Source organism: Sandarakinorhabdus sp. (assembly GCF_032115815.1).
In the GTDB taxonomy this organism is placed as follows: Bacteria; Pseudomonadota; Alphaproteobacteria; order Sphingomonadales; family Sphingomonadaceae; genus Sandarakinorhabdus.
On sequence record NZ_JAUMBI010000277.1, the window covers coordinates 1 to 20,567 of the forward strand.

The 20,567-nt window shown below is 64.8% G+C and carries 18 protein-coding genes; 11 read left to right on the forward strand and 7 right to left on the reverse strand.

Annotation, left to right across the window (positions count from 1 at the left end; translation table 11 throughout):
• The 3 genes from RT662_RS15975 to RT662_RS15985 all read left to right on the forward strand — a co-directional run.
• Positions 1 to 1,800, forward strand: a 1,800-nt coding sequence (locus RT662_RS15975; RefSeq protein ID WP_313671682.1) for an FAD/NAD(P)-binding protein, incomplete at its 5' end; no start/stop codon positions are given.
• 114 nt (positions 1,801 to 1,914) lie between these two features.
• Positions 1,915 to 2,256: an ArsC/Spx/MgsR family protein gene (locus RT662_RS15980; protein ID WP_313671683.1), complete on the forward strand. Its 342-nt coding sequence runs from the start codon at positions 1,915 to 1,917 to the stop codon at positions 2,254 to 2,256.
• Complete coding sequence (locus tag RT662_RS15985; RefSeq protein ID WP_313671684.1) at positions 2,253 to 2,750, forward strand: N-acetyltransferase family protein; 498 nt, start codon at positions 2,253 to 2,255, stop codon at positions 2,748 to 2,750. Before RT662_RS15980 ends, RT662_RS15985 begins: the two co-directional genes overlap by 4 nt.
• Here the strand turns inward: RT662_RS15985 and RT662_RS15990 are convergent, their stop codons facing one another.
• Positions 2,751 to 3,938: a right-handed parallel beta-helix repeat-containing protein gene (locus RT662_RS15990; RefSeq protein ID WP_313671685.1), complete on the reverse strand. Its 1,188-nt coding sequence runs from the start codon at positions 3,936 to 3,938 to the stop codon at positions 2,751 to 2,753.
• Between the two features lie 205 nt (positions 3,939 to 4,143).
• Here RT662_RS15990 and RT662_RS15995 point away from each other — a divergent pair, with 205 nt between their 5' ends.
• Positions 4,144 to 4,746, forward strand: a complete 603-nt coding sequence (locus RT662_RS15995; protein ID WP_313671686.1) for a TIGR02466 family protein — start codon at positions 4,144 to 4,146, stop codon at positions 4,744 to 4,746.
• 212 nt (positions 4,747 to 4,958) lie between these two features.
• Here RT662_RS15995 and RT662_RS16000 read toward each other — a convergent pair whose 3' ends face one another.
• Positions 4,959 to 7,592: a TonB-dependent receptor gene (locus tag RT662_RS16000; protein ID WP_313671687.1), complete on the reverse strand. Its 2,634-nt coding sequence runs from the start codon at positions 7,590 to 7,592 to the stop codon at positions 4,959 to 4,961.
• 139 nt (positions 7,593 to 7,731) lie between these two features.
• On the opposite strand from RT662_RS16000, the gene RT662_RS16005 reads away from it, so the two are divergent.
• The gene (locus RT662_RS16005) at positions 7,732 to 8,415 is read left to right on the forward strand and encodes a GntR family transcriptional regulator (protein WP_313671688.1); all 684 of its coding nucleotides are present in this window, start codon (positions 7,732 to 7,734) and stop codon (positions 8,413 to 8,415) included.
• On the opposite strand, the gene RT662_RS16010 is transcribed toward RT662_RS16005, so the two are convergent.
• On the reverse strand, positions 8,391 to 9,026 hold the full coding sequence (locus RT662_RS16010) for an isochorismatase family protein (protein WP_313671689.1): 636 nt from the start codon (positions 9,024 to 9,026) through the stop codon (positions 8,391 to 8,393). The genes RT662_RS16005 and RT662_RS16010 overlap by 25 nt on opposite strands.
• 58 nt (positions 9,027 to 9,084) lie before the next feature.
• Between RT662_RS16010 and RT662_RS16015 the strand changes: the two genes are divergently transcribed.
• Genes RT662_RS16015 through RT662_RS16035 form a run of 5 tightly spaced genes read left to right on the forward strand, consistent with a single transcriptional unit; the run spans position 9,085 to position 15,729 of the window.
• Positions 9,085 to 10,044: a hydroxymethylglutaryl-CoA lyase gene (locus RT662_RS16015; RefSeq protein ID WP_313671690.1), complete on the forward strand. Its 960-nt coding sequence runs from the start codon at positions 9,085 to 9,087 to the stop codon at positions 10,042 to 10,044.
• A complete protein-coding gene (locus RT662_RS16020; RefSeq protein ID WP_313671691.1) occupies positions 10,041 to 12,080 on the forward strand; it encodes a hydantoinase/oxoprolinase family protein in 2,040 nt (679 codons plus the stop codon). The genes RT662_RS16015 and RT662_RS16020 overlap by 4 nt, the downstream gene beginning before the upstream one ends.
• Entirely contained in the window at positions 12,077 to 12,619 is a 543-nt protein-coding gene (locus RT662_RS16025; protein WP_313671692.1) for an SRPBCC domain-containing protein, read from the forward strand. The genes RT662_RS16020 and RT662_RS16025 overlap by 4 nt, the downstream gene beginning before the upstream one ends.
• Before the next feature lie 11 nt (positions 12,620 to 12,630).
• Positions 12,631 to 14,523, forward strand: a complete 1,893-nt coding sequence (locus RT662_RS16030) for a hydantoinase B/oxoprolinase family protein (protein ID WP_313671693.1) — start codon at positions 12,631 to 12,633, stop codon at positions 14,521 to 14,523.
• 9 nt (positions 14,524 to 14,532) lie between these two features.
• On the forward strand, positions 14,533 to 15,729 hold the full coding sequence (locus RT662_RS16035) for a CoA transferase (protein ID WP_313671694.1): 1,197 nt from the start codon (positions 14,533 to 14,535) through the stop codon (positions 15,727 to 15,729).
• Here the strand turns inward: RT662_RS16035 and RT662_RS16040 are convergent.
• The gene (locus RT662_RS16040) at positions 15,722 to 16,237 is read right to left on the reverse strand and encodes a TMEM165/GDT1 family protein (RefSeq protein WP_313671701.1); all 516 of its coding nucleotides are present in this window, start codon (positions 16,235 to 16,237) and stop codon (positions 15,722 to 15,724) included. The two genes, RT662_RS16035 and RT662_RS16040, sit on opposite strands and share 8 nt — an antisense overlap.
• 149 nt (positions 16,238 to 16,386) lie before the next feature.
• Between RT662_RS16040 and RT662_RS16045 the strand changes: the two genes are divergently transcribed.
• A complete protein-coding gene (locus RT662_RS16045) occupies positions 16,387 to 17,313 on the forward strand; it encodes a retroviral-like aspartic protease family protein (RefSeq protein WP_313671695.1) in 927 nt (308 codons plus the stop codon).
• A gap of 13 nt (positions 17,314 to 17,326) precedes the next feature.
• Here RT662_RS16045 and RT662_RS16050 read toward each other — a convergent pair whose 3' ends face one another.
• The 3 genes from RT662_RS16050 to RT662_RS16060 form a co-directional block, all read right to left on the reverse strand.
• Positions 17,327 to 17,992, reverse strand: a complete 666-nt coding sequence (locus RT662_RS16050) for a hypothetical protein (protein ID WP_313671696.1) — start codon at positions 17,990 to 17,992, stop codon at positions 17,327 to 17,329.
• 19 nt (positions 17,993 to 18,011) lie between these two features.
• Positions 18,012 to 19,988, reverse strand: coding sequence for an adenylate/guanylate cyclase domain-containing protein (locus tag RT662_RS16055; protein WP_313671697.1), 1,977 nt, complete (start codon positions 19,986 to 19,988; stop codon positions 18,012 to 18,014).
• Between the two features lie 6 nt (positions 19,989 to 19,994).
• The coding region (locus RT662_RS16060) for a CHAT domain-containing protein (RefSeq protein WP_313671698.1) at positions 19,995 to 20,567 on the reverse strand (573 nt) is incomplete at its 5' end.

Here is a 20,567-nt window from a genome sequence, read left to right on the forward strand (position 1 = left end):
GGCGTGGCGGTTGGTGTCGCGGCGTCTGGCCTGTCCTTGCCGGCATGGGCGGCAGAAAGCTCTGCCGAATACCCGCCGTTGAAGACCGGCCTGCGCGGGCAATATCCAGGCAGCTTCGAAACCGCCCACATGGCCCGCGACGGCAGCTTTGGCGGCGCGGTTCCGGCGGATGACAGCGGCGAACATTATGATCTGGTGATCGTGGGCGGCGGCATTTCCGGACTGTCGGCGGCCCATTTCTACCGCCAGGCCCTGGGCGACGATCGCAAGATCCTGATCCTCGACAATCACGATGATTTCGGCGGCCACGCCAAGCGCAATGAGTTCCACTACGGCGGCCGCACCATCCTTGCCTATGGCGGCACGATGAGCATTGAATCGCCCTTCCCCTACAGCTTCACGTCGAAAAAGCTGCTGGCCGATCTGGGCGTCGATCTCACCAGCTACGAACGGTTCGAGACCAAGGCCTATGCCGGGCTGGTCAACGCCACTTTCTTCGACCGGGAGCATTTCCTTAGCGACCGCCTGGTCACCGGCACGGGCAAGAAGCCGTGGGCGCAGTTCTTCGCCGAAGCCCCGCTGTCGCCCGCCGTCCGCGCTGACCTGACGCGCCTGCACACCGAGGTGAAGGATCATCTGCCCAGCCTCGACCCAGAGGCAAAGGCGGCGGCGCTGAAAGCCATGAGCTATCAGGATTATCTGCTGAAACAGGCCGGCATGCTGCCCGAAAGCCTCCCCTTCTTCACCGGTCAGGGCTATCGCAACAACAAGCGGGTGGACACGCTGCCGGCCTGGGAAGCCGCCTTGAGCAAGCGCGCGCCGGGCTTTGCCGGGATGACCCTGCCCGGCCAGATTCACGCCGAAGCCCAGCATTTCCACTGGCCCGATGGCAATGCCTCGGTGGCGCGGCTGCTGGTGTCGGCGCTGGTGCCGGGCGTGTTCCCGGGCAAGCTCGATCAGGAAAGCGTGGTGTTGGCGCCGGCCAATTATGCCGCGCTCGACAATGCGAAGAACCCGGTGCGCATCCGGCTGAACAGCATGGTGATCCGCGCCGAACATCTGGGGCCGGTGACGCGCAGCACCGAAAAGGCGGCGCGCGTGGTGTATGTGAAGGATGGCAAGCGCGTCGCGGTCACGGCGGCCAACGTGATCCTCGCCTGTTTCAACAACATCATCCCCTTCATCGTGCCCAGCCTGCCGCAGGCGCAGAAAGCGGCGCTGCTCTATCCGTCGAAAGTGCCGATGCAATACACCAACGTGCTGCTGCGTGACTGGCGGGCGTGGGCAAAGCTGGGCATCAAGGCCATCCACGCGCCCAACGGCTATCACACCACCACCGCGCTCGACACGCCGATGGCGATTGGTGGTTATAAGAGCGCGCAGAGCCCGGATGAGCCCGTGGTGCTGCACATGGTGCGCAACCCCAACAGCCCGGGCCTGCCCCGCAAGGAACAGAACCGCATCGGCCGCGCCGACATGCTGGCCACCGATTACACCACCATCGAACGCGAGATCAGGAGCCAGTTGCAGCGCATGCTGGGCAGCGCCGGCTTCGAGGCGGCGCGCGACATTGCCGGCATCACCGTCAACCGCTGGCCGCATGGCTACAGCTACACCTATGACACGCTGGGCGATCCGGATGTGCCCGATGAACAGCGGCCGCACATATTGGGCCGGCAGAGCTTTGGCCGCATGGCCATCGCCAATGCCGATGCGTCGGCCTCGGCCTTCACCAATACCGCCATCGATATGGGCGAACGCGCCGTACAGGAATGTTTGATCAGCCGCGGGCTGATCTAGCAAAAATCACCGGCTCTCGCCGCTGGACTTCGCCCGCCACGCCATGCCAGACTGCTGCAAAACAAGGCCGCCAAATCATGGCAGGCCAAGGGGTTGGCGGCGGAATCACGGCAAATGGCCATTATCACCATCTGGCATAATCCCAAGTGCGGCACCTCGCGCAATGCGTTGGCTTTGTTGCAGGATCAGGCCCATGATGTGCGCGTGATCGAATATCTGAAAAACCCGCCCGATGCCGCCATGCTGGCCAGCGTTGCCGCGGCCGTGGGCGGCGCGAAAGCCCTGCTGCGCACCCGCGGCACCGATGCAGAGGAACGCGGCCTGCCAGATGCAGACGACGGCGCCATATTGGCCGCCATGTTGGCCGATCCCATCCTGATCAACCGGCCGGTGGTGATCGGCCCCGGTGGCACCCTGCTCGCTCGCCCGGCCGAACGCGCGCTGGACGCGGCATGAGCATCCGCCCCGCCCGCATGGAGGATGCCCCGGCCCTCGCCGCCATCTATGCGCCCGCCGTGCTGAACGGCACCGCCAGTTTCGAGATCGAGCCACCGTCTGCGGCCGAAATGGCGCAGCGGCTGATGAAGGTGAAATCGCACGGCTGGCCGTGGCTGGTGCATGTGACGATGGGCAAGGTGGATGGCTATGCCTATGTCACCCAGTTCCGGGATCGCCCGGCCTATCGCTATTGCGGCGAAACCAGCGTTTATGTGGCGCCCGATGCCCAGCGCACCGGCATTGGCCAGGCGCTGCTGATGGCGGTGAGCAGCACAGCGCGCACGGCCGGGTTCCGGCAGTTGATCGCGGTGATCGGCGATTCCGGCAACAATGCCTCGATCAACCTGCACGCATCCTGCGGCTTTGAACGCGCCGGCCTGCTGAAACAGATTGGCGAAAAATTCGGCAAACCGCTCGATATCGTGATGATGCAGCGCAGCCTGATCAGCTGATCAGGCCATCACCCACTTTGGCCCACGACGGCTGCGCTGCCGCAACTGGCGCCCCACCGCCAGAAAGCCAAGGCTCAGCATCAGCCAGCTTGCCGGCTCGGGCACGCTGCTCACCGATACTGCCGGAATGTCGAAGCTGGTGGCAAACAGGCTGTTGATCTGGCTGCCAACCCCGCCCGCCCAGGCCGGCGTGAAGCTGGACCAGACGGGCTGCGGCAGCGCGAACCCCGTGATCCCGGCCAGCCCGCGCACATCAAAGGATTGGTTGCCCGCCACCACATTGCGCAGCCCTTCGGTCAGGCGTACGCTGGGCGCACCCCAGCGCGAATCCGGCAGGTTCGACAAGATGTTATCGATGAAGATCGAATCGTTGCAGCGGGTGCAGCTGACGCCGTGGGTGTAGGTGATGGCAGCGTAATTGCCGGCAAAGATCAGCCGTTCGCCACTACCGGTGCGCGGATCGAACGACACGAAGGCCTGCATGTTGCCGATGGCGCTGTTGTTCAAAATGGCGATATCGGATTGCAGCGGCCGGCCATTCAGGCTCCACAGCTGGATGCAATCGGGGTGCGAACCGACGCCCGGCGTGAAGGCCGAACAGCTGTTCGACGAAACGATCACGCGCTGGCTGTCCACCACGTTGATGCCGTCGGCAAGGCTGCCGGTGATGCTGTTGCGCGTTACCAGCACGCCCGTGGAACTGCGCACGCCCATGCCGGTGCCATGGCCGTTGAACTGCGAATCCCGCACCGTCACCTGGTGGGATTGCACCACCAGCAGGCCCGAACCGCGATTGTCGCTGTTGCCCAGAAACAGGCCCTGCGCCAGGCTGATGTTGCTGCTCAATTGCACCTGCACCGTGTGCCAGGCCCGGATATCAAGATCGGCGCGGCCATAGGTGCCGCCGGAAAAGGCCAGATTGTGCACGTTGTTCAGTACCATCCCGCCCTGGAAGACGGCGCCGCTGGCATCCACCTGCACATTGCCGAAATCGCGATTGCGCAGCACCAGCGGGGCGGCGAACGTGCCGGTGATGCGCAGCGTGTCACCCGGCCGCACGCTGGCCAGCACGGTCTTCTGGTTGCTGGTCGGAGTAAGGGTGATCACCTGTTGCGCACTGGCGGCACTGGCAACGGCCATCATGGCCAGGCCGGCCATCATCGTCGGGCGCAATCGGATCGGCGTCATTCATGAATCTCCCTGGCTGTCCGCCGGGAGGCCCATGATCGGTCACCCGGCTGGCAGCGGTTTCGCCCTGCTGGCAAGAACCCTGTCCAAGGCCGGTAACGGCTGCACCCTTTTGGACTTTGCGTGCCGCCGCCGCATTTCATCCATTATGGATGCTGTCACCTCCGGGCTTGCCGCCCGCGCGCGAAGCCGCCATGGGCGTGGCATGGCGATCACTCTTCTGTTCCCCACCCCGCTCTGGCAGGGCCGGCTTGATGATGCCGGGCTGCTCGCCGATCTGGCCCACAGCTGCCGGTCACTGGCCGAGGATGACAGCGCCGGCCGCCGCTGGAGCCGCGATCACCGCTATCGCGGCTACACCAGCTATGCCTCCTTGAACGATCTGCCGGCGCGCGATCCGGCCTTTGGCGATCTGGCGCGCTGGCTGGTGAAACAGGCCAACGCCTTTGCCGCGGCTGCCCACCTTGATCTGGCGGGCCGCAAGCCCAAGCTGGACAGCCTGTGGGTCAACATCCTCAAGCCCGGCGGCGGCCACAGCGGCCATATCCACCCGCACAGCATCATTTCCGGCACGCTCTATGTGGAGGTGCCCCCCGGTTCCGGCAGCATCCGTTTCGAGGATCCACGCCTGCCGATGCTGATGCACAGCCCCCCGCGCACCGGCGATGCGCCGGCCGAGAGCCGCAATTTCGTCCATGTCGAACCGGCGGCGGGCGATCTCTTGCTGTGGGAAAGCTGGCTGCGCCACGAAGTGATGCCCAGCGCCGCCAAAGCGGAACGCATCTCGATCAGCTTCAATTTCGCTTGATCTTCGCTGATTTAACCCGTCGCCCCGGACTTGATCCGGGGCCCCGCTTTTTTGTCGCTGCAGCGTGACGTAGCCGGCGCAGTCAGGCCGCTTCACCCCCAAGAATCAAACGGCCCGTCGCTCCTGGGTGGGGGTGGAGCGACGGGCCGGGCGGGCCCTCCCCGCCAAGTGGGCCGACCCCGGGGGGAGGCGGCCCATGGCTGAAGTTGATATCAGAACTTGAAGCTGACTTCACCGCCAATAATGCGGCGTTGGCCGGGCGAAATGAACGATCCACCAAATTCGATAGCCGGAATCACCTCGTTCAGCCACAATTTGTCGAGCAGGTTGTTGGCAAACACCGAAACCTGCCAGTTCTTGCCCTCGATGCCGGCGCGCAGGTTGACGACGCCGAACGCATCGCGGCGCGTCACATCGTACCGCGCGTTGCCCACCACCGCCGGCAGCGCCAGAGCCGAAATCGGCAGCAGGCCGCTGAACAGGGTCGGCTTTTCCTGATCCTGCACGCTGTGGAACCAGGTTGGCCCGGTCAGGCGGTAATCGGCGCGGAAATTGGCTTTCAGGCGGTCGCTCACCGGCACACTCACCTGCGTGCCCACATTCAACGTGTAATCGGCGGTATAGGGGCTCTTGTTGCCCAGCGTGTCGGGCCGGCTGCGGTTGGACTTGATCTCGCTGTCGGTGACGTTGCCGCTGGCAAACACCGTCCAGCCATCAACGATCTTCGCATTCAGGTTCAATTCGGCGCCCCACAGATCGACGCGATCGATGTTCGACACCACGCGCAGCAGGCCAAAGCCGCCCACGAAGAATTCGAAGAACTGCATGTCGCGGACCTGGGTGTAATAACCCGCCAGATCATAGCTGATGCGGCCATCGAGCAGATTGCCCTTGATGCCGGCTTCGAACGCGGACGAGCGTTCCAGGCGATATTGATCGTTGATCGTCACGCCAGCATTGATGGTGCCGGGCACGCGGCCATTGTTGAAATTGTTGTTCACGATGGCGGCCGAACCCTGGTTGTTGAAACCGCCGGCCTTGAAGCCCACGCCCCAGTTGGCAAACAGATTGGTATCGTCGTTCACCTTGTACGCCAGGGTGATCTTGGGCTGCAGCTGCTTGAAGGTGCTGGCCGAAGGCGGGATCGGCCCACCCACCTGGCCGGGGTTGATCTGCCCGCCGCTGATCGGATCGAGCACGAACGGCACCAGATTTTCGGCGCGGCGGCGTTCGATGTCATACCGCAGGGCCAGGCCGATGGTGAACTGTTCCACCGGCTTCCAATCGAGCGAGCCGAAGGCGGCATAGACATCGGTGCGGAAACGATCGTTGAACAGCTGGCTGGTGGGGTTGGACGAACCCGGCGCGTTGTACAGCGTGCGCGACACGCCCTGGCCCAGATCGGCCCCCAGGCTGATGCCGGTTTCACGATCGATGTTGAGATAATAGAGGCCAAGCGACCAGTTGATCGGGCCATCCAGCGTGGAGGCATAACGGATTTCGGCTGAAATGTCCTTCTGCTGGCGGGTCTGCAACTGGGTGCCGTCGCAGGTCGTCGGGCTGTAGGCGCCGAAGGTGGAACCATTGGCCGGGGCGAAAATGAACGGCACCGGGATCTGGCCGATGAACGTCGGCGGCGCCAGCGGATAACCAGTGAGCGCACCGGTGGTGGCAAAGCACTGGTTCGACGCTGCAACACTGGTCGGCGTCGCGCCGGGGAAGGTGTAGCGGGCGAAATCGGCCGAGGTGCCATCGGCTGTCAGCGATTGATCGACATCGGAGAACAGCGCCCAGGCCGAAAGTTTGCCGGGGCCGAAATCATGTTCCAGCCGGGCCGAAACCTCGAAGGTCTCCTGTTCGTTGGTGGGGCGAATGTTGCTATAATAGCGGAACGGGCGCTGGTTGACGTTTTCATAGAAGGCCGGGTTCACCGCCGCGAAGTTGGGCAGATGGAAACTGGCGTTGAAGTTGATCGACGCGCCTTCCAGCCGGGCAAAACGGCTCTTCACGTCCAGCGTGGTGGCCTCGCCCAGCTTGGCGACGATGCGGCCATCCAGACCGAAGTTGAACTGGTCGTCCACCACCTTGCGGTTATCGAGATACTCGTTGCGCCAGAACCCATCGGTGGTCTGCATGTTGGTCGAAAGCACGACGCCGATCGTGTCCGTCAGCGGGCCGGCGACATAGGCAAAGGCCTGGGCGGTGGCGAGTTCGCCATAGTTGGCGCGCACGCCGCCTTCCCATTTGTCGCTGGGCTTCAGCGTGGTCATCACGATGGCGCCGGCCGCAGCGTTGCGGCCATAGATGGCGCCCTGCGGGCCCTTCAGCACTTCCACCTGGCGCAGCGTGCCCTGCACCTGGTTCAGCTGCGCCGTGTTGGTTTTCAAAATGCCATCGACCACCAGCGCCACGCTCGATTCAGCGTCACGGGCGCCATTGAGGCCGCGGATGTTGATCTGGGTGTCGCCGGCTTCCGCCGAACCCGAAACGATGGTCACACCGGGGGTGAGCTGCAGTATTTCCTGGCTGCGGAAGGTGCCGGTTGCCGCCAGCGTTTCGGCAGTGACCACCGACACGCTGGCAGGAACGTCAATCAGGCGCTCGCTGTTGCGGCGCGCCGTCACCAATATCTCGCCCGACTCGTCTTCAGCGGCGGCAGCCTGCTGGGCCATGGCTGGGGTGGCGGCCAGCATCAGGCCGGAAACCCCGATCAGCAGCCGGGCCAGACGCGACGGCAGCAGACCGCCAGCAGCCGGCAGCACGCCGCCAGCCACCGGACCCGCGCCGGCACTCGCCGGCAGCACCCGGATGCAATTGGCCAGCGTCTGGCTGCAAATCTTCGTCATGTTTCCCCGCTCCCGCCCGTTCTGGCACCAGTTTAGTGACAAATGCGTCGCTGCTATTGTATACAAAATCGTCCATATGCAAGCGGGCTTTCGTCCGTTTCGCTGCAAACACGGGGCGGCGCGACCATTTTGCAACAGGATGAAAATGTCGGGTAACGCCACCAGTACCAGCCACGCCGCAGCCAGCGCCGCCGATCGCGCCTATGCCGAAATCAGGGGCCTGATCCTGGCGGGCGATGCCAGCCCCGGCACGCCGCTGCGCGAGGAGGCGCTGGCCGATATCGTCGGCGTGTCGCGCACGCCCATCCGTGATGCGCTGCGCCGGCTGGAGGTGGAACTTTACGCGGTGCGCACCCCCGGCGGCCGCCTGGTGGTGGCCGATTGGGACAGTGACGATGTTGCTGAAATCTTTGCCTTGCGCGCCATGCTGGAAGGCCATGCCGCCGCCCGCGCCGCCCGCCGTGTCAGCCCGGCGCAGTTGGCCGAACTGCGCCAGTGCAACGCCGCCATCGAAGCCGCCGTCGCGCTGCCGCAACCGGATATCGCGCGCTTCCTCGCCGAAAACCGCCGCTTTCACGATATCATCCTGAGCGCGTCGGCCTCGGCGCGGCTGTCCACGATGCTGGCCGGATTGGTGGAACAACCGATCGTGCGGCGCACCGCCACCCGCTATGACCGCGCCGATCTGGCCCGTTCAGCCCACGAACATGGCCAGTTGATCCAGGCCTTTGCTGCCCATGATGAAGATTGGGCGCGGGCAGTGATGACCGCCCATATCCGCCGCGCCCTGCACGCGTTTCAGGATGCAACACCTTCGAAATAGGTGATTATTTCGGCCATGCTGCGCAGCTCCGCAGTCTTGGCGGCCAGATCGAACAGATTGGCATCGTGCACGGCCGACAGCCGGTCCCCCACGCCTTCGCGCACGATCACCGGCACGAAACCATGGCAGATCGCATCCACGGCACTGGCGCGCACGCAGCCCGAGGTGGAAAGCCCGCAGATCACCAGCGTATCGATGCCTGCGCTGTTCAGCCGCACCGCCAGATCAGTACCAAAGAAGGCGGACGGAAACTGCTTGGTGATCACCGCCTCGCCCGGCGCCGGCTCCAGCGGCGACTCGAAATCGCCCAGCGGGCTGCCGGCCTCGAACACCTTCAGCGCCGCGATCTTGCGGAAGAACATGCCGCCATCGGCGCCGCCCGGCTGATATTCCACGCGGGTGTGAAACACCGGCACACCATGGTCACGGGCCGCCGCCAGCACCTGCGCGGCCGCATCACGGGCGGCCTCCACGCCAGCATACAGCGGCGATTCCGGCGCGAAATAGGCCCGCGCGAAATCGATCATCAGCAACGCCGGCCGCGGCCCCAGCATCAGCCCCTGGCCAAAGCCGGCCGCCGCATAATCCGCCTCCGGATTGGCCTGATTCACGATTTCCTCCGTTCACGCCGTCTATACAGGGGCGCCTCGACTTTGTATACAAAACCCCATGTCTCCCACCAGCCCGAACATCACCGATCCGGTGACAATCGTCGAGGTCTCGCCCCGCGATGGCCTGCAAAACGAGTCCGTGCTGGTTTCCAGTGACCACAAGCTGGCATTGATTGACCATCTGGTGACCATGGGTGCCAAACGTGTCGAAGTGGTGTCCTTCGTCAATCCGCGCCGCGTGCCGCAGATGGGCGACGCCGAACAAGTGGCACTTGGCCTGCCAGAAGCGCCCGGCGTGCGCTTCATCGGCCTGTGCCTGAACGAACGCGGCGTCGCCCGTGCCATCGCCACGCAGGACAATCCGCGGCCGCTCGATGAAGCCGGCTGCGTGCTGGTGGCCAGCGACACGTTCGGCGTCGTCAACCAGGGTCAGAAGATCGCCGATGGCATCACCGCCAACAGCGCCATGCTGAAAATGGCAAGGAATGCAGGGCTTTACGCTCAGGTCACCATCAGCGCCGCCTTCGGCTGCCCTTATGAAGGCCCGGTGCCGGCAGACCGCGTGGTGGAACTGGCCAGGCGCATGGCCGATGCGGGCGCCCAGGAAATCGCGCTGGCCGATACCATCGGGGTGGCGGTGCCGGCGCAGGTCGGCGATCTCACTGCCCGCGTGATCGAGGCCATTGCCCCCATCCCGATCCGTCTGCACCTGCACGATACCCGCGGGCTGGCACCGGCCAATGCCTGGGCGGGCTATCAGGCCGGCTGCCGTACCTTTGATTCTGCCCTTGGCGGCCTTGGCGGCTGCCCGTTCGCGCCCGGGGCTGCCGGCAATGTCGGCACCGAAGAACTGCTTTATCTGTTCGGCCGTTCGGGCATCGCTACCGGCTATGATCTTGAAACCACGCTGGAAGCCAATCGCTGGTTCGCCACCATCATGGGCCGGGCGCTGCCCAGCCGGGCGGGCAAGGCCGGGGACTTCATTGCGCGCCCAATTCCAACCGGAGCAAACTCGTGAGCTATCGCTTAGGCGTCGATGTGGGTGGCACGTTCACCGATCTGATCGTGATCGACGAGGCCACGGGCCGCGCCGTGCGGGACAAGGTGCCTTCCACCCCGCATGATCCTTCCGAAGCGGTGATCACCGGCGCCCGCCAACTCTGTGAAAAGGCCGGGATTTCGGCGGCCGATCTGTCGCTGTTCCTGCATGGCACCACTGTCGCCACCAACGCTGTTCTGGAACACAAGATCGCCCGGGTCGGCCTGATCGTCACCGAAGGCTATCGCCATATCCTGCAGATCGCCCGCTCGCTGGTGCCGGGCGGCCTGGCGGCCTGGATCATCTGGCCCAAGCCCACCCCGATGGCGCCGCTGGAAGCCACGATCGAAGCCGCCGAGCGCATCGGCGCCGACGGCGCAATCGTGCGTCCGCTCGACGAGGCGGCGCTGCGGCAGAGCCTGAAGCGGCTGGCCGAAGAGAAGGTGGAAGCCATCACCATCTGCCTGATCAACAGCTACATGAACGATGCCCACGAACGCCGCGTCGCTGCGATCTGTGCAGAGGAACTGCCGGGCGTGCCCGTGTCGCTGTCGGCCGACATCCTGCCCGAAATGCAGGAGTATGAGCGGGCGCTGACCACGGTGGCCAACAGCGCCGTGCGTCCCACCGTATCGCGCTATGTCGGGAATCTCGAAGCCGCTCTGAAAGACTGGGGCACCACCGCCAAGCTCAACCTGCTGCGCTCCGACGGCGGCTTGATGAGCGCCGAAAAGAGCCGCACGGCGCCGGTTAACCTGCTGATGTCTGGCCCGGCCGGCGGTGTGGCGGGCGCGGTGTGGATCGCCAAGAACGCCGGTTTCCCCAACGTGCTGACGCTCGACATGGGCGGCACCTCCACCGATGTTGCCCTGATCGAGGATTATCAGGCGCGTCTCCGCCGCGAGACCAGCGTTGGCCACCTCACCGTGCGCGCTTCCAGCCTTGACGTGAAGACGGTGGGTGCCGGCGGTGGCTCCATTGCAACCGTGCCGGAACTCACCAAGGCGCTGCGTGTTGGCCCGCAATCGGCCGGCGCCGTGCCCGGTCCGGCTGCCTATGGCCGCGGCGGCGAACTGCCGACCGTGACCGACGCAAACGTGGTGCTCGGCTATCTGCCGGAAAACCTGCTCGGCGGCAGTTTCAAGCTGGACCGCGAAGCCTCCAGGCGCGCCGTGCAGACGGTGGCTGATGCGCTTGGCCTGCCGCTGCTGGAAGCCGCCGCCGGCATCATCGCCATCGTGAATGAAACCATGTTCGGCGCGCTGCGGCTGGTGTCCGTCCAGCAGGGCTATGACCCGCGCGATTTCGCCCTGATGGCCTTTGGCGGCGCCGGCCCGCTGCACGGCAATGCCATGGGCATGCTGATGGGCAGCTGGCCCGTGATCATCCCGCCCTCGCCGGGCGTGTTGTGCGCCTATGGCGATGCCACCACCCGGCTGCGGGTTGATGCCCAACGCAGCTTCAACAAGCTGGTGACGCAAACCAGCGATGCCGAAGTCGGCGCGGTGATCGATGAGCTTATCGTCCAGACCAGCGCCGAGCTGGCCACCGAAGGCGTGGCCGCCAGCGAGATCGAGATCCGCGTGGAGGTCGATGTGCGCTATGCCGGCCAGGCCTTTGAAGTACCGCTGTTTTCGCCTCCCGGCTCCACCATCGCCAGCCTCGCCGAACGCTTCGATGCCGAGCACAAGCGATTGTTCACGTTCAACCTTTCGGTGCCGCAGGAACTGGTCAACATCCGGGTCGTCGCGCTGGGCAAGGCCGCCAATGTTTCGGCCGAACGCATTGCGAAAGGTGACGGCAACCCCGCTGCCGCACGGGTGCGCGACCACGAGGTGTGGATGGACGGCCAGGCCCGCGCCGCCGCCATCTATGACCGGTCAAAGCTGCGCGCTGGCGACGTGGTGGCCGGCCCGGCGGTGATCACCGAGATGGATTCAACCACCCTCGTCCACAATGGCCACATCGCCAGCGTGGATGATTTTGGCAATCTGCTGATCACGCCGGAGAAATGATGCGCTCCCTTCATCATCCCGTCTTCGCCACCGGCCTGCTGCTGCTTGCGACGCTGGCCAGCCCGGCCCAGTCCGCCGTCATCAAATCGGCACCCGATGGCTTTGTTTCGGAAAGCGCGGCCGTGGTTGATGTGCGGCCGGCGCGGGTGTGGCGGGCGCTGACCAACTGGTCGAAATGGTGGGACAAGGCCCACAGCTATAGTGGTCAGGCCGGCGCCATCCAGCTCGATCCGCGCGGCGGCGGCCTGCTGCTGGAACGCTGGGACAAGAACAGCGTGCAGCATGCCGTCGTGCTGAGCGCGGTTGCGCCATCGTCGCTGCGCTTGTCGGGTGGCTTTGGCCCGCTGCAGGCGTTGCCGGTGAACGCCATACTGGAATTCAGCCTTCGCGGCGAAGGCTCTGGCACACGGTTGACGATGACCTATCGCGTCGCCGGCCCGGCCGCAAACAACCTGGATACGCTGGCCGTGCCGGTCGACAGCGTGATGAGCGAAGGGTTCAGCCGGCTGCTGAACTACGCCATGACCGGCAAGCCCTGAAGGACTGCACCATGCCTGCTCGCATCATCGAGACCAATCCGCGCCCCTTCGCGGCCAAGACCATCGATCCGGTCACGCTCGACATCATCGAGAACGCGCTGCGCAATGCCCGCATCGAAATGGACGCCACCCTGGTGCGCACCGCCATGTCGCCCGGTATCCGCGAGCAAGGCGACGCTTTCCCGATGATCGCCAACCCGGCGGGAAAGATGATCGTTGGCCAGTTCGGCAGCTTCATCGATGGTTTCCTGCGTGGTTGGGACGGCAGCATCGAGGAAGGCGACATGATCTTCCTGTCTGACCCCTACAGCTGCGAAGGCGCCATCAGCCATTCAAACGACTGGCTGGTGCTGCTGCCGGTCTATCGGTCGGGCCGGCTCGTGGCTTGGACCGCGATGTTCGGCCACCAGAGCGACATTGGCGGCAAGGTCGCCGGCTCCATGCCGATCGACGCCCGCGCCATCTTTGAAGAAGGCGTGCGCATCCCGCCGGTGAAGATCTGGCGCAAGGGCGAGTATAACGAGGATCTGATCAAGCTGGTGATGCACCAGACCCGCAAGCCGGACTGGTGCGCGGCCGACCTGAATGCGCTGATCGCCTCCTGCCGTGTCGCCGCGCGGCGCATCGATGAAATGTGCGCGCGTTTCGGCGAGGACGACGTGGTGGCGGCGATGGACCAGCTGCTGGCCCGCAATCACCGCGCCATGAAGGCGCTGATTGCCACGTCCGTCTCCACCGACAAGGTGAGCTTTGAAGATTTCGTCTGCGATGACGGCGTGGGTTATGGCCCCTACAAGATCAAGTGCACCATGCAGCGCGTTGGCGACAAGGTGGTGCTGGATTTCGACGGCACCGATCCGCAGAGCGACGCAGCGATCAATTTCTATTTGAACGAGAACATGTTCAAGATGTTCTTCGGCATTTACATGATCATGGTCTTCGATCCGCAGATCATGTTCAATGATGGCTTCTATGATCTGATCGAGGTGAAGATCCCCGAAGGCTCGCTGCTGAAGCCGCGCTACCCCGCCGCCCTGTCGGGTCGCACCCACGCGCTGGGCCGCATTTTCGACCTGCTGGGCGCGCTGCTGGGCCAGCGCACGCCGGAGTTCCTGTGTGCCGCCGGTTTCTCCTCGTCGCCACACCTGATGTATTCCGGGCGCGATCAGCGGCCGGGCAAGAATGGCGAATGGTTCCAGCTGTTCCAGATCGGTTTCGGCGGCATTCCCGGCAAGCCATTCGGCGATGGCCCCGATGGCCATTCGCTGTGGCCGGGTTTCACCAACGTGCCCAACGAGTTCTTGGAACGCTATTTCCCACTGCGCATCGAACGTTACGAGGCGCTGGCGGATACCGGCGGCGCTGGCTTGAACCGTGGCGGCAACGGCATCCTGATGAGCTATCGTTTCCTCAGCGCCGGCAGCGTTTCCATCCATGATGACCGCTGGTTCACCTACCCGTGGGGCGTCAACGGCGGCGCGCCGGGCAGCCGCGCCCGCAAGATCCTGGAAAAGGCCGATGGCACCCAGACCATCGTCGCCAACAAGCTCGACAGCCTTGATGTCGAAGCTGGTGACCAGTTGCACTTCATCACTTGGGGCGGCGGCGGCTGGGGCAACCCGCTGGAGCGTGATCCGGCACTTGTCGGCCTGGAAATCCGCCAGGGGCTGGTGAGCGCCATCGGTGCCCGCGCCTACGGGGTGGTGGCCGACAGCGAGGGCCGTGTGGACGCAGCAGCCACGTCAGCCTTGCGTGCCGAACTGGCCGCCGCTCAGCCTGCCGAACCGGAGATCTTCAATCGCGGCGGCACGGTGGACGAGCTGCGCGCGGCGTGCGAGGCCGAAACTGGCCTGCCGGCGCCAAGGCAGCCGGTGTGGCACCACATGGCCATCGCGGCCGAATAAGGACCAGCGATGAGCGTTGAGAATAACGGCCCCCTTGCGGGCATAAAAGTCGTGGAAATGGGCCAGCTGATTGCCGGGCCATTCTGCGGGCAATTGCTGGGCGACATGGGCGCCGATGTGATCAAGCTGGAACCGCCCGGCCAGGGTGATCCCATGCGGGTGTGGGGCCGCGGTGATTACCCGCTGTGGTGGGAAGTGGTCGCCCGCAACAAGCGCGCGGTGTCGTGCAACCTGCGTGAGCCCGAGGGCCAGGCATTGGCCCGCAGCCTGATCGCCAAGGCCGACATATTGATCGAGAATTTCCGCCCCGGCACGCTGGAGAAATGGGGACTGTCGCCCGACGTGCTGATGGCCGAAAATCCCGGCCTGATCATCGTGCGCGTCTCGGGCTATGGCCAATCGGGCCCTTATTCGGCCCGCGCCGGCTTTGGCGGCATCGGTGAGGCGATGGGCGGCTGGCGCGCGATCGTGGGTGATCCGGATCGGCCGCCCAGCCGCATGGGCGTTTCGATCGGTGACACGCTGGCGGCCACCTATGGCGCCATGGGGGCGCTGGCGGCGCTCAACCATCGCCATGCCACCGGCAAGGGCCAGATCGTCGATTCCGCCCTGTATGAAGCCGTGCTGCAGGTGATGGAAAGCCTCGTGCCGGAATATGTCGCCTCGGGCTATGTGCGGGAACGCTCCGGTTCCGTGCTGCCGGGCATTGCGCCGTCCAACGTCTATCCGTGCAAGGACGGTGAATATCTGATCGGTGCCAATCAGGACACGGTATTCGGCCGCCTGTGCGGCGCCATGGGTCGTCCCGAATTGGCGAAGGACCCGCGCTATGTGAACCATGTCGCGCGCGGAAAGCATCAGGAAGAGCTGGACGCCCTGATCGGCGACTGGACGCAAATGCTGACCATCGCCGAGCTGGAAGACAAGATGGTCGCCGCCGGGGTTCCGGCCGGCCGCCTTTATCGCCCGCAGGACATGCTCGACGATCCGCATTTCCAGGCGCGCGAAGCCATCATCGCCGTTCCCCACCCGCGCTGGGGCGAGGTGAAGATGCAGAATGTCTTCCCCAAATTGTCGGCCACGCCCGGCAGCGTCCGCCGCCGCGCGCCCGAGACGATTGGGCAGGACAATGAAGCGGTCTATGGTGAGATGCTGGGACTGGATGCTGCTGCGCTGGACGAGCTGAAGGCCCGCGGTATCATCTGACGATCTGCGGCCACAATGCCGCCAGCATGACGAGCCCCAAGACGGCGAGCACGGCCGCAGCACCCATGCGCACGGCCTTCAGCGGCACCCGTTCCAGCAGTTTCTCGCCCAGCAGTACGGCCGGCACGTTGGCGATCATCATGCCCAGCGTGGTGCCGATGGTGACGGCCAGCACATCGTGGAACCGCGCGCCCAGGGCGATGGTGGCGATCTGGGTCTTGTCCCCGATCTCCACGATGAAGAAGGCAACTGTGGTGGCAAAGAACGCCTGCGCGCCGCTGGCCACGGCCGGCATGTCGTCCATCTTGTCGGGCACCAGCGTCCACGCTGCCATGGCGATGAAACCCAGCGCCACTGCCAGCTGAAACCACGGCCCGGCCAGCCAGCCAGCCAGCGCCGCCCCGGCCCAGGCGGCCAGTGCATGATTGGCCAGAGTCGCCACCAGGATGCCGGCAATCACGCTGCCCGGCTGGCGAAAGCGCGCCGCCAGCAGCAAGGCGAGCAGCATGGTCTTGTCGCCAATCTCGGCCAGGGCAACCAGCCCGGTGGCAGTGGCGATGATGGCAAGGCTGCTTTCCACCGCGTCGGCATAGGCGTTTGGCGCGGCTTTGCAATCGGCCACTTGCACCACCACCGTATCAGGCAGACAATGCACCTATGTCCCTGTTGCCCCTTTTGCTGGCGGCTGCCACCGCCAGCGTGACGCCGCCGGCCGCATCCGTTCCTGGCCAACCGCTGATTGCGCCCGCCATCATCGACAACAACCTCGAAATACTGGGCGACGCGCTGGAAGCCGAGCAGCTGAAAAAGCGCATGTTTGTCGATGTGAAGGTGAACGGCATCGGGCCGCACCGTTTCCTGGTCGATTCCGGCGCTGATCGTTCGGTGGTCAGCGATGGGCTGGCGGCCCGATTGAACCTGCCGGCTGGCGAGTCGGTGCGCTTGCAGGGCATGGCTGGCGCCATAAGTGTTGGCACGGTCGAGGTGGCCATGCTCACCATCGGCAAGTCGGAAATCGGCCCGATCAACGCGCCGGCGCTCTCAGCCCGGCATCTGGGTGCCGATGGCCTGATCGGCATCGATGCGCTGGCCGATCAACGGCTGTTGCTGGATTTCGACAAGCGCACCATCACGGTGCAGGATTCGCGCACGCCCTTTGCCGCCACTGGCCAGGAAATCGTGGTGACCGCCCGCCGCCGCAAGGGCCAGTTGATCATCACCCAGGCATCGATCGGCAATCGTGCCGTATCGGCGGTGATCGATACCGGCAGTGAAGTCACGCTGGGCAATCGCGCCTTGCGTGAACGGCTTTATGGCACCCGCAGGCCCGAAAAGATGATCGATATCGAACTGCTGTCCGTCACCGGGCAGGTGCTGAAGGCCGAGGCCATGGTGCTAAGCAATGTGAGGATCGGCGGACTGATCCTCAACAATGTCGTGGTGGCCTTTGCCGATGCGCCGCCCTTCGCCCTGTTCGGCCTGAGCACGCAGCCGGCGATCTTCCTGGGATCGGATCTTCTGTCCAGCTTCCGCCGCGTTGCACTGGATTTCGGCAACCGCAAGGTGCGCTTCACGATGAGGTGAAGCGCGCCCAAGCTCAGTCCTGGAACGTATTGACCGCCAGACGCTGGAACTGGCTCTGGCAACCGGCTTCAACCAACGCCGTCCCCAGCGCCTCTACATCCGCGGGCGCCGCGATCTGCTTCACATTCAGCGTCACCGGTGCCTTGCCGCCACTGATCTTCAGCGCACCCAGCTTGCCGGCCACTTCGGCCGGCAAATTGGCCAGCGCCTGACCGGGTCCGAAGGTGAGCGAGGCGGTCACGCCATCGTCTCGGGTGATGGCATAGGTCTGGGCCACCGTGGTTTCCGCGCGCCACAGCGTGATATTGGCCGGATCGATGGCGCACACCGTATCGGACTGGCGGGTATCCAGCGCCCACACGCCGGGCGGGGTGGGCGGGCCCTGATCCTGACCGGCGGAACGGACTGCCCCGATGCGGGCGCGGCGGGCCGGCTTCTGCACCAGCAGATCAGAAAAGGCGACCTGCTGCGCTTCAGCGCTCGCCGCAGTCAGGCTGAAGGTGCCGGGGCCGGAAAAGCTGCGCGTGCCCTTTGCATCCAGCACGACGATCGAATCGCCGGCCTTCAGAGTCACCGGCGCATCGGCCAGACGCTGGCCGGGCTTGAACTGGGCGGCCGACGGACCGGCCGCGCGCACCACCAGCGGGCCAGCCATCGCGGTGGTAGCAGCAAACGCCACAATCAGGGCTGCAATAGGCTTAATCGAGATCATAAACGCCTCCGGGTCCAACCTGTTCCATTCGCTTTATCAGATACGCAAGTGCGACGTCTTGTGGTGCAGCGGCTGAACGAGCCCTGAGCGCATCCAGCGCTGTCGGATCGCCACGTTCGAAGCCGGCATAAAGTCCGGCCAGCACCTTGTCGTCCACCGCGGTGCCCGCACCAATGGGTTCATAGACTTCGATCGGCTTCTGGCGGCCGCGCACGCGCACCCGGCCCATGGCGCGGAAATTTTCCAGCCCCATCTGCGATGCCGCTTCCCCGCTCACCAGCGCTGCCGTCTTCATCGTCTTGTTGGCACCTTCCAGCCGCGCCGCCACGTTCATCGAATCGCCCAAGGCGGTGTATTGAATGCGGCCTTCCCCGCCGAAATTGCCCACGACCACGTCGCCCCAGTGCATCCCGACGCGTGTGCGGCCCATCGCCGGGCGTTCGGGCGTGGCCACCTTGAAGCGTTCGCCGGCCTGGGCCATCTCCACTGCGCAGGCCAGCGCCCGCGCGGCATCATCGGGCCGGGCAAGCGGCGCACCCCAGAAAGCGACAACCGCATCGGCGACGAACTTGTCGATGGTGCCGCCATGTTTCAGGACCACGTCGCTCATCGTGTCGAGATATTCGTTCAATGTCGAAGCCACCACTTCCGGCGGCTGGCTCTGACACATCGACGTGAAGCCCTCGATATCGGTGAACAGCGCGAAGATCGGCCGGCGTTCCCCCTGCAGCGCCAGCCGGGCCGGATCGCGCAAGATCTGTTCGGCCACATCGCGCGGCAGATATTTGCCAAGCGCGCCCTGTGCGAATTTGCGCTGTTCGGCACCAACGATGCGGGCCAGTGTGCCAGACGCCATCAGCGCCATCAGCCAGGCGATGCCCAACCCCGCGCACGACATGCCATAGGTGTCAAAGCCCTGCCCCTGCAGGCCATAAGGCAGCCAACCCAGCAAGCCGATGCCGATCACCGCAAAAGGCACCAGCAGACGGGCGCCGGAATCCAGCCCGCCGGTCAGGCTGCCCAGCACCACCGCCAACAGCGCCAGCCCCCACAGCACCAGTGGCGACAGTGGCTGCAACCGCTTGCCATCCAGCGCCTGCGCAATCAGCACGGCATGCAACTCCACGCCCGGCGTGGTGGCGCCGGAAATCCGGGTGAAGGGCGTGATGAACCGGTCAACCTCGGGCAGATCGGCACCAACCAGCACGATCTTGCCGGCAATGGCATCCTTCAGGGCGGCGGCGGTATCGGGATCACCGAACAGATCCACCGGCAGGGAGGCAAACACCGGCCGATCCGCCAACAGCGGTTTGCGGAACATCGCCGAGCCGCGATAGCGTTCATAGCCAGTCGCGCCGGTAATGGCGCCCACCAGCAGTTTCGGTGGCCGCTGCGCCGGGTTCGGCCATTGCCGCCACGTGTTGTCACTGTCCACATCCAGCCGGATGTTGGCGGTTCGCACCGGGGCGCTGGCAACACTGCCGAAAAAGCCGCGCATATGCGCTTCCTGCCATGGCATCACGAACTCGCCATTCTCGGCATTGCTGGAAAAGCCAAAATACGTTGGCGTCTTCATGTCGAGCAGCGCTTGGCGAAGCACCGGATCTTCCGGTTGCGGCTGATCGATCAGGATGTCGACGCCGATGGCGCGCGGGCCCAACTTGTCGAGATTGGTCAGCGCGCGGGCCAGCATGGTGCGATCCAGCGGGGAACGCTTGCCAGTAGCCGCGAGAGTCTCCTCGGTGAACACCACCAGCACGATGCGATCGTCCTGATCGATGCGCGGCGCGCTCAGATCGACCCGAACGTCGTACAGGCCGCGTTCGGCCGCCAGGGCAAAGGGCATGTTCCAGCTGTAACGGCCAACCAGCAGCGCCAGCACCAGCACAAGGCCAGTAACAAGCAGACGCAGCGGGCCGGCAAGGCCGATGGCACGCTGCAGATTGGCAAGGCCGACCTTCACGAAACGTCAGGGGCCCGGGCGCGTGCCGGGCCGGCTGCTCATCAACGGCTTGGCCGCATCCCCGATGATTGCAAAGCCCGACCAGTAATAGGGATGTGAGGTCTCGGCGACATCCATCATCTTGACCTGGCTGCGGCGCAGGGCTTCACCCACGCTCACCTCGCCGGCATCGGCAAACAACCCGGTGATCAATGTTTTCGTCGCATCGAAGCTGTCGGGCACCGGCCAGTGGCTGGCGATCACCGCCCGCGCGCCGGCACCCACAAAGGCCCGCACCAGGCCATCGAGGGCGAAATTGCCGCCGGTGGTGATGCCGGCTTCACGCGTGGCCGAAGCGGTGGCAGCGCCGGCCGTATCACAGGCGGAAAGGATGATGGTATCGGCGTCCAGGCTGAGATCGAAGATGTCGCGGAAGCTGAGCAGGCCATCGGTGAGCGGCCCACCAAAGCTGGTGAGCAACGCCGGGCGCGCCGGGCATTCCGGGCGCGGCGCCGTCACCAGACCGTGGGTGGCAAAATGGATGACGCGATAATCTTTCAGATCACGGCGTTCCATCAATGCGGTATCGGTGAATTCGGC